This window comes from Achromobacter sp. ACRQX, from assembly GCF_022346505.1.
Taxonomy (GTDB): Bacteria; Pseudomonadota; Gammaproteobacteria; order Burkholderiales; family Burkholderiaceae_B; genus Achromobacter; species Achromobacter animicus.
This window is the reverse complement of record NZ_JAKRML010000024.1, coordinates 87,246-95,831: the sequence shown is the minus strand read 5'-3', so window position 1 is coordinate 95,831 and position 8,586 is coordinate 87,246. Positions and strand designations below refer to the sequence as shown.

Here is an 8,586-nt window from a genome sequence, read left to right as displayed (position 1 = left end):
CACCAGACCGAAGTCCGTGCTGCCGTTCGACTTGCATGTGTAAGGCATCCCGCTAGCGTTCAATCTGAGCCAGGATCAAACTCTTCAGTTTAATCTCTGTATTTGTTTCGTATTCTTGGTCCGGATAAATCCAAACCAGGTCATACGTCGCTACTCAAAGGAAGTGAGGTATGTTCTTAAACTTGACGTCTAAGGTACTTCACTTCTAGTGAGCACTTGATTTCTTGTGCTTGCGATTCAGGCCGAAACCCAAACCGCTGCACTCGCATCAAGCGCCCACACTTATCGGTTGTTTAATTGTTAAAGAGCGGTACTGCTAAATTCTGTACTACCGGTTTCTGCCTTCAACTTCGGCCAACTTCGCTTTCGCGTCGTCGCTGTCGTTGCAGCAGAGAAACGAGATTATGAAGAAGTTTTTATCGCTTGTCAAGTCAGCTTCGCATTTTGCTTCGCTTTCTTGCTGCGACCTCTTCAGGTCCCGCCAGGACTTTCGCCCTGCCCTAGCAGCTGTCGAAACATCAGGGTAAACCCTAATTTTTCAGCAACTGCCAAGCCCAAGACTATAGCACAATTCTTGCAGGTCTTGCAACTGGCTTCTGCCTAAATTGCATCGATCTTTGCAATAACCGCGGAGCGCTCATTTCTGATTGCCGTTGCGGCAGGTGATGCCGGGATGCCCCGCCTCGCCTGTTGCACTTGCTTGGCTTCGCGTCTCAAAAACTGTGTGAGCTGCGAAGGAGCGAGACTATAGCACAGAATTTTGCGCTGTCATGTGGGTGTCGCAAATTATGTTGCTCTCCCTGGAGAGGCGAGCTTGGCGCTGTATATATAGACGCTCTATATATATACGCGCCGCAAGTGGACGTATCCCCGAGCCCTCGGGCAGGATTTCCGCGGCTCGCGGCTGCTCCATCCCGGACTACCAACGGATGTAATCAATGTGGCGAAGCCGGGAAAGTTCGCGCCTCACGCTGGCTTCGTTGATCAGCCATGTGGGTGCGCCCACGTCGCTGAGCAGGTGCGGCTCCATGTCCTGGGCCATGTTGCGCATCCGCGCCGTGTTGCGCCAAGCGCGATAGGCGTGCCAAATGCGCGTGATGAAGCTGCGGTCCGGCGCTTGCGCGGCCTCCAACACGGCAGGCGTTGCAGGGAGTGCGGGCGATAGCCCGAGGGGTGCAGAACGCGAAGGTATGGGCGCAACGGGTATGGACGCGACCGTTACGGCCGTGACAGGTCCGGCCGTGGGCAGGGGTCCGCGGGGCGTGCCGACCAAGGAAGACGTGGGTATGAGAGGTTGCGCGGTCATAACGGGCTCCTTTTGTTCCGTTTTGGTAAGCGTAAGCGCCCAAAGACCCGCTGAAAATCGAATTGTTTTGGCCTTTTCGGTAAGCTACGATGACCAATATTTCTTGAATAGGCCTGCCATGCGGTTGCCGCTGAATACCCTTCCCGCTTTTCGCGTTGTTGCGGAACTGCAGAACCTGCGCGCCGCCGCTGAGCGGCTGCACTTGACGCACAGCGCCGTAAGCCAGCAAATCAAGGTGCTTGAAGAGCAGATTGGCTTTCCGCTTTTCGAGCGTAGCGGCCGTGGCATCGTGTTGAACTCGGCCGGCGCGGCGTTGCTGTGCAGCGTGCAGGGCGCCATGGCGTTGCTCGACGAAGGGCTGATGGCGGCGAACGCGGCCGCGAGCGGACGCGAACAACGGTTGCGCGTGTCGGTATTGCCATCGTTTGCGCAGCGCTGGCTGTTGCCGCGCATGGCGCGGTGGCGCGCCCGGCATCCGGAACTGGCATTGGAGATCGAGACTTCCCAGCAGGTGGTCGATCTGGCGCGGGACGGATTCCATGCCGCGCTTCGGATCGGGCAAGGGCCGTGGGCAGGGGTGGAGTCAGAGCCGCTGTTTGATGTGCCGCTGCCGCTCATCGTGCTGGCGTCGCCTGAGACATTGGCGGCCCTGCCCGACAATTCGCCCGAAACGCTGGCGCGGCAGCCTTTGCTCGGCGAACGCGAGCTTTGGCAGCATTGGTTCACGGCGGCCGGTTTTCCGACGCCGGTCACGCCCGTGGCTTCGTTCAATGATGCGGGGATGATGCTGCAGGCTGCCGAGCAGGGTTTGGGCATCACGCTTGGCCGTGAACTGCTGGCGGCCGACGCGCTTTGTGCGGGGCGGCTAGTACAGGTGTCGCCCGTGCGCGTGCATTACGAACTGGGGCAGACCTACCACCTGGTGTACCGGCCGAGCTTGCGGGATTGGGCGCCGCTGAATGCGTTCAAGCAATGGCTGCGCGACGAGTTGGAGATGTCGCGCCAGACGCTTGTGACATCGAAGCCCGAGGACGAAAGCTAGGTCTCAGGCGAAAAAAAAGGTAAAGCGGCGTACAGGCTGCTTTACCTTGACCAAAACGCGGCGCCCCGCAGGACGTTGCCTGGAACAGCCTGGTTTCGCTTCGCTCGAAATCCCAGGCGGACGCCGCGACGGCGGCAGTCAATCTTCAATCCCGCTTCAGGCCGCCTTGCGCGCCGATGCCGCGACGGGCTGCATCGAGTCGGTTTCATTGAACCGCTGGTGCCAGGAGAACGCTTCTTCCAGCAGATGCGGCGTCTGGCCGCCACGGGCGCAAGCCCGATCGAAATAGTCTTGTAGCGCGTCGCGGTACGACGGATGCACGCAGTTCTGAATGATGGCGCGGGCGCGCTCACGTGGCGCAAGGCCGCGCAGATCCGCCAGACCGCATTCCGTGACGAGCACGTCAACGTCGTGCTCCGTGTGGTCGACGTGGGACACCATTGGCACCACGCTGGAGATGTCGCCGTTCTTGGCCATCGACTTGGACACGAAGATCGCAAGATGGGCGTTGCGGGCGAAGTCGCCTGAGCCGCCGATGCCGTTCATCATGTGCGTGCCGCCAACGTGTGTGGAGTTCACGTTGCCGTAGATGTCGAATTCCAGCGCCGTGTTGATGGCGATGATGCCCAGGCGCCGCACGATCTCGGGTGCGTTGCTGATTTCTTGCGGACGCAGCACGATGCGCTGGCGGTAGTGCTCCATGTTGGCGAGGATCTTCTCGTACACGGGTTTGGATACGGTGATGGACGACGCCGAGGCGAATGCCAGCTTGCCCTGGTCGAGCAGCTCGATCGCGCTGTCCTGCAGCACTTCGGAGTACATGACCAGGTTCTCAAAATCAGACGATTCGAACCCGTGCAGCACCGCGTTGGCGATGGTGCCGATGCCTGCCTGCAACGGCAGCAGCGCGTTGGTCAGGCGACCAGCATCCACCTCGCCGCGCAGGAATTGGTTGATATGACCTGCAATGGCGTTGGTCTCGGTATCGGGCGGCAGCGCGTTGGAGGGGCTGTCGGGCTCTTGCGTGATGACGATGGCGGCGATCCGGGCAGGATCGACCTCGATGCAGGTCTGACCGATGCGCTGGTCCGCAGACACCAGGCCGATGGGCTGGCGGGCGGGACGGTCGCCGGGAACGTAGATATCGTGCAGGCCTTCGATGGCGGCAGGCACGCTCATGTTCAGTTCCACAATGATCTTGTCGGCCTGCTGCACGAACGACGCGGAGTTGCCCACGGACATGGTCGGCACGATCGCGCCGGATTCCGTGATGGCGGCGGCTTCGATGATGGCCACGTTGATGGGGCCCAGATGGCCCGCACGCAACTGCTCCACCGTTTCGGACAAATGCTGGTCGATGAAGGCGATTTCACCCTGATTGATCTTGCGGCGAAGGGTCGTGTCGACCTGGAACGGCAGACGCCGTGCCAGCGCATTGGCCTGCGCCAACATCTTGTCGGTGTCGTGGCCGAGTGATGCGCCCGTGATCAACGTGATGGCCAGCGGTTCGCGCTCTGCGCGCGCCGCCAGCGCGGCCGGCACCGACTTACAGTCGCCTGCCCGAGTGAATCCGCTCATTCCGACGGTCATTCCGTCCTGAACCAGTAAGGTGGCCTGTTCGGCTGAAGTGATCCTGGCGTGCAGGTCGGCGTTACGGATCCGGTCGAAAGGCATGGTGTCTCCAAATTCAAAGGCTGGCGGCTTAGGGCCGGGCGTAGCGGCTGGGGTCTGCAGCGCCCGGGCACCGTCTGACGCGGCGTTTCCCGAAGTCCCGAAGGCCGTGGATACGGGCGCCGGGACGATTTTTCGGCAGTATAGGAAGCCGAGAGCAAATCTCGTAATGACTTAAAATCATCCGTTCCAGTCGTTTTTTTCATCATTTGAATTTTTCTCGCGCACGGCGCGGAGGGTCAGCTTTCCCATGGACGTGCGCGCATTGCGGTATTTCGTGGAAACCGTCAGGCATGCCAGCTTCACGCAGGCGGCCAAGGCGCTGTTCGTCACGCAGTCCACAGTCAGCAAGATGATCCGGCAACTTGAAGAAGAAGCCGGCACGCCGCTTCTGATCCGCGACGGGCACACCGCCCGCCCTACCGATACCGGCCGGGTCATGTACCAGCGTGGCCTTCAAGTGCTGGAGACGATGCGCCAACTGTCAGAGGAAATGCGCCAGACCGCGGAGCTGGGACGCGGGGCTCTCGAGGTCGGTATCCCGCCCATGATCAATCTGCTGTTCACGCCAGTTGTGAAGCGCTTCCGCGAATTGCATCCCGGCATCCACCTGACCCTGCGCGAAGGCACGGGCCAGGCGGTCGAAAACCTGGTGGCCAGCGGCGAACTGGAGGTCGGCGCCACCATCCTGCCTGTCGCCCCCGACGGCGGTCTGGCCGCGCAGGCGTTTGGCAGCTATCCGATCTGGGTGATCGGGCCGCCAGACGCGCCGTGGGCCGGAAAGACGTCGCTGCCGCTGAGCGCGCTGCGCGAGGCGCGGCTGCTGATCCCCACCGACGACTTCGCAATCACCCGGCGGTTGCGGCAGGCGTTTGCCGATGCGGGCCTGCAGCCCAGCATCGCGGCGCAAAGCGCGCATTGGGATTTTCTGGTGGCAATGGCCTCGGCAGGACTTGGCGTGGCCCTCTTGCCCGAACCGCTGATGCAGCGGATGAAGACCCGCGGCCTGAGTACCGCGAAGCTTGCGAAGTCGGGCATCCAGTGGGAGGTTGGCCATATCTGGCTGCAGTCCGGCTACCTGTCGTTTGCCGCGCGTGCATGGTTGCAGGTCTGCGACGCGGTGCTGGGCAAGCCTCGCACGCGGGCTGCACAGGCGTCCGGACGCCAGTTGAAGTGAATCCAAACGTTCGGCTGGTAAACAGGCGTTGCGACGTCCGTCATGGCCGGTCGGCATGCTGATCTGGCCGGCCAAATCCGGCCCCAATTTCCCGGCCCGCTAGCGAGGTCAAGCCCACCAACAGACACCCTTAAAAATACGGGGACGCAACACCAGTTTTTGTTGCAACGGGTGAGGCGGCGGCTTGTTATGCTGCCGCCTCCACGCGAGCAACTCGCCCCACAAACATGATCCCGACCACGCCCACTCAGCCCTTTCGCGCCCGCCTCGCCCGCGCGCCCAACCTGGCGGCGCTGCTTGCTGCGCTGCTGCTGGTCTTCTGCTTCCTGCCCGCCTTTGCGGCGCCGCCCGCCGCCCCCGCCGATACCGAAGCCGTTCTGGGTGCGGCCCGCAAGCAGATTGACGAGATCCGCAAGCGGGTCCCCGACGAAACGGACGACGCCGTGCTGCTCAAGCAGCGGGGCGAGGCGCTGGACATCCAGTCCAAGGCGGACGCCGCAACTGAAGCGCTGACGCCGCAACTGGCCAGCGTGACCGCACGCCTGAGCGAACTGGGCACGCCGCCGGACGGCGCGAAGGAAGCGCCGGATGTGGCGGCGCAGCGCGCCCAGCTGGAAAAGAACAGCCGCGCGCTGGACGCGCAGATCAAGTTGGCGCGGCTGCTGTCAGTGGATGCCGGCCAGACGGCTGAACAGATTTCAGCCCAGCGGCGCAAGCAGTTTCAGGCACGCTTGGGCGAGCGTCGCGACTCCTTCCTGTCGGGCCAGTTCTGGGCCGAATTCCGCCAGGAGTTTCCCCGGGATCTGGAACGGCTTGAAGCGTTACGCGACGACCTGTCCACCGCCGTGGGACAAACGCCGAAATGGGGTTGGCTGCTGCTGACGGTCGTTGCCGGTCTGGCAATTGCACTGCGCGTCTGGGTTGGACGGTATCTGCTGCGGCTCACGGCAACCCGAGTCCCGCCCGGACGGCTGCGCCGATCGTTTCTGGCGGTGGCCCTCGTGGCGCTTTCGGTCGCCACGCCTGGCGTCATCGCCTTGCTCATCCAGACCGGCCTGGACTGGAGATCGCAACTGTCGGACAGCACCGATTCGCTCCTGACCAACCTGGTAGCCACGGTCTGCTTCGGCGGCTTCGTGTCGGGGATGGGCTACGCCTTGCTGTCCACCAATCGTCCGTCCTGGCGCCTGCCGCCGGTCAGCGACATCGTGGCGAACCGGCTGCGCTGGCTTCCCGGCACGCTGGGCGTGCTGGTGGTCCTGATCTGGCTCGCGGAACGGTTGCCCGTCCTGCTGGACGCCAGCCTGACCACGACCATCACCCTGACCGGCATCGTGGGCGTGCTGAGCATGGCGCTGCTTGCCGCCGTGCTGTTCATCGGCCGCCGCCTGCGCCGCCAGGTCATGCAGGACAGCGAAGCGCCGATTCCGCTGTGGGTCTCGCTGATGCTGGCCGCAATCTGGACGGTGCTGATCGTCAGCTTTGCCAGCCTGCTGCTCGGCTACGTGGCGTTCGGCAGCTTCCTGGTCAAGCAGGTGTTGTGGGTGCTGATCGTGCTGGCGTCGGCCTACCTGGCCTCGACGCTGGTCGAGGACGGTTTCAGCACCTTGTTGGGCACGGCGCACCGCGAAGGCGGTGAAGGCGAAGGGCCCAGCATGCGCGATCAGGCCGCGGTGCTGCTGTCCGGACTGGGTCGCGTGGCCATCGCGCTGCTTGCCATCATTCTGGTGTTGGCGCCTTTCGGCGAAGCGCCGATGGACCTGGTGCAGCGCTTTGACCAGCTCCGCAAGGGCCTGGCTATCGGCGAGGCGCAGATCCGGCCCGGCGCGGTGCTGCAGGCGTTGATCGTGCTGGCGCTGTCGCTGCTGGGCGTGAAGATGCTCAAGCGCTGGCTATCCAACCGCTATCTGCCCACCACGGAGCTGGACCCGGGCATGCAGTTGTCGGCCGCGACGCTGTTTGGGTATGGCGGCTTCGTGCTCGCCGTGGCGTTGTCGCTGTCGGCCGCGGGAATCGGACTGGAACGGGTCGCGTGGATCGCGAGCGCGCTGTCGGTGGGTATCGGTTTTGGCCTTCAGGCGGTGGTGCAGAATTTCGTGTCGGGCCTGATTCTGCTGGCCGAGCGGCCGGTGAAGGTGGGCGACTGGGTTTCGCTGGGCGGTGTCGAAGGCGACATCCTGCGTATCAATGTGCGCGCCACCGAGATTCAGATGGGAGACCGGTCGACGGTGATCGTGCCCAACTCCGAATTCGTGACGAAAACGGTGCGCAACGTGACGCGGTCCAATCCGCTTGGCCTGGTGCAGATCAAGCTGCCCATGCCGTTGTCGACGGATGCCGAGCAGGTGCGTGAACTGATGCTGCAGGCGTTGGCGGATCACGAAGACGTGCTGGAGTCGCCGGCGCCCAACGTCTTCCTGGACGGTATCGACGCAGGCCACCTGATCTTCAATGCAAGGGGCTATGTGTCGTCGCCGCGTGCCGCGTACGGCGTGCGCAGCGCGCTGCTGTTCACGGTGCTCAAGCGCCTGGACGAGGCCAAGCTTGAAGTGTCGTCGCCGCCGACCATGCTGCTCGCGTCGGCGCCGGAACCCGCGCAGGCGCCCGCGCCCGTCGCGGTCCCGCCGCCCGCCACGCCCTGATTGCCGTCATGCACAGGCCGCTTCAGCCGGGGGAGTACAGGTCGGCAAACTGTTGCCGCTCCACGCGAGGGTTGCGCAGTGGCGGCGCGGTGAACGCGGCGCTGCGGGCTGACAGCACCGGATAGCCCTGCACCGCCGGCGTTGCCGCCGCTTGCGGCCGCGCGGGCGCCGTGCCTGCAGTCTGGACGGGCGTCTGCGGCGCGACCTGCGCCACGGCGCCGCTGTCGAACCGATGGTCCGCCGTCGTCAGCGCAGGATTGGTGCAGAGCCCCTGCGCCACCAGCGCCGCCTTGGTGCGATCGTCGGTCTGGCACAGGATGTCGATGGCCGCGGTTTCCAAACGCCGGGAGCGATCCGCGTCCTTGGTCGATGCCGCCGCCTGCATCGTGCGCTCGAAGTTGCGGCGCAGACTGCATTTCTGGTCCTCGATCGGAATCGCGACGTTCATCCCGAAACCCACCACGGACCCGCCGCCGCCCGCTGACACCATGCAGCTGTCCGACGAGAACGAGCCGTAGAAGCTCTGGCCGCCAACCGGCGGTGCGCTGCGCAACGTGCTGGTCCCGCTGTTGCTTGAGTTGAGTGTGATGCCCTGGTTGTTGCCCGCGTTGGTCGACCCGGACGATGCCGACGTCGTGGAACTGGACGTGCTGGTCTGCGCCCCCGCCGACATGGCGGCGAGCGACAGGGAGATGGCTAGAACGATGCTCTTCATGATGTCCCCTCGCCCGGACGGCCGAAGCCGTCC

The 8,586-nt window shown here is 63.7% G+C and carries 6 protein-coding genes and 1 rRNA gene; 3 read left to right on the top strand and 4 right to left on the bottom strand.

Going from position 1 to position 8,586, the window contains the following annotated elements:
• A 16S ribosomal RNA gene (locus tag MHZ91_RS20190) occupies nucleotides 1-91 on the bottom strand; the annotation flags it as partial.
• A gap of 828 nt (nucleotides 92-919) precedes the next feature.
• Nucleotides 920-1,135, bottom strand: a complete 216-nt coding sequence (locus MHZ91_RS20185) for an isoleucyl-tRNA synthetase (RefSeq protein WP_239215384.1) — start codon at nucleotides 1,133-1,135, stop codon at nucleotides 920-922.
• Between the two features lie 289 nt (nucleotides 1,136-1,424).
• Between MHZ91_RS20185 and MHZ91_RS20180 the strand changes: the two genes are divergently transcribed.
• Nucleotides 1,425-2,348, top strand: a complete 924-nt coding sequence (locus MHZ91_RS20180; protein ID WP_175138309.1) for a LysR substrate-binding domain-containing protein — start codon at nucleotides 1,425-1,427, stop codon at nucleotides 2,346-2,348.
• Between the two features lie 156 nt (nucleotides 2,349-2,504).
• On the opposite strand, the gene MHZ91_RS20175 is transcribed toward MHZ91_RS20180, so the two are convergent.
• The gene (locus tag MHZ91_RS20175; RefSeq protein WP_239215382.1) at nucleotides 2,505-4,022 is read right to left on the bottom strand and encodes an acetyl-CoA hydrolase/transferase family protein; all 1,518 of its coding nucleotides are present in this window, start codon (nucleotides 4,020-4,022) and stop codon (nucleotides 2,505-2,507) included.
• A 247-nt stretch (nucleotides 4,023-4,269) separates the two neighbouring features.
• Between MHZ91_RS20175 and MHZ91_RS20170 the strand changes: the two genes are divergently transcribed.
• Together MHZ91_RS20170 and MHZ91_RS20165 are read left to right on the top strand one after the other, a co-directional pair.
• The gene (locus MHZ91_RS20170; RefSeq protein ID WP_239215380.1) at nucleotides 4,270-5,196 is read left to right on the top strand and encodes a LysR family transcriptional regulator; all 927 of its coding nucleotides are present in this window, start codon (nucleotides 4,270-4,272) and stop codon (nucleotides 5,194-5,196) included.
• Between the two features lie 227 nt (nucleotides 5,197-5,423).
• Nucleotides 5,424-7,838, top strand: coding sequence for a DUF3772 domain-containing protein (locus tag MHZ91_RS20165; RefSeq protein ID WP_239215378.1), 2,415 nt, complete (start codon nucleotides 5,424-5,426; stop codon nucleotides 7,836-7,838).
• Nucleotides 7,839-7,860: 22 nt separating this feature from the next.
• Here the strand turns inward: MHZ91_RS20165 and MHZ91_RS20160 are convergent, their stop codons facing one another.
• Entirely contained in the window at nucleotides 7,861-8,553 is a 693-nt protein-coding gene (locus MHZ91_RS20160) for a hypothetical protein (protein WP_239215376.1), read from the bottom strand.
• Nucleotides 8,554-8,586: the final 33 nt, after the last annotated feature.

Excerpts from the sequence above, each read along its gene's own strand:
- MHZ91_RS20160 (WP_239215376.1), bottom strand. The coding sequence starts at position 8,553 with ATGAAGAGCATCGTTCTAGCCATCTCCCTGTCGCTCGCCGCCATGTCG.
- MHZ91_RS20175 (WP_239215382.1), bottom strand. The coding sequence starts at position 4,022 with ATGCCTTTCGACCGGATCCGTAACGCCGACCTGCACGCCAGGATCACT.
- MHZ91_RS20165 (WP_239215378.1), top strand. The coding sequence starts at position 5,424 with ATGATCCCGACCACGCCCACTCAGCCCTTTCGCGCCCGCCTCGCCCGC.
- MHZ91_RS20170 (WP_239215380.1), top strand. The coding sequence starts at position 4,270 with ATGGACGTGCGCGCATTGCGGTATTTCGTGGAAACCGTCAGGCATGCC.
- MHZ91_RS20180 (WP_175138309.1), top strand. The coding sequence starts at position 1,425 with ATGCGGTTGCCGCTGAATACCCTTCCCGCTTTTCGCGTTGTTGCGGAA.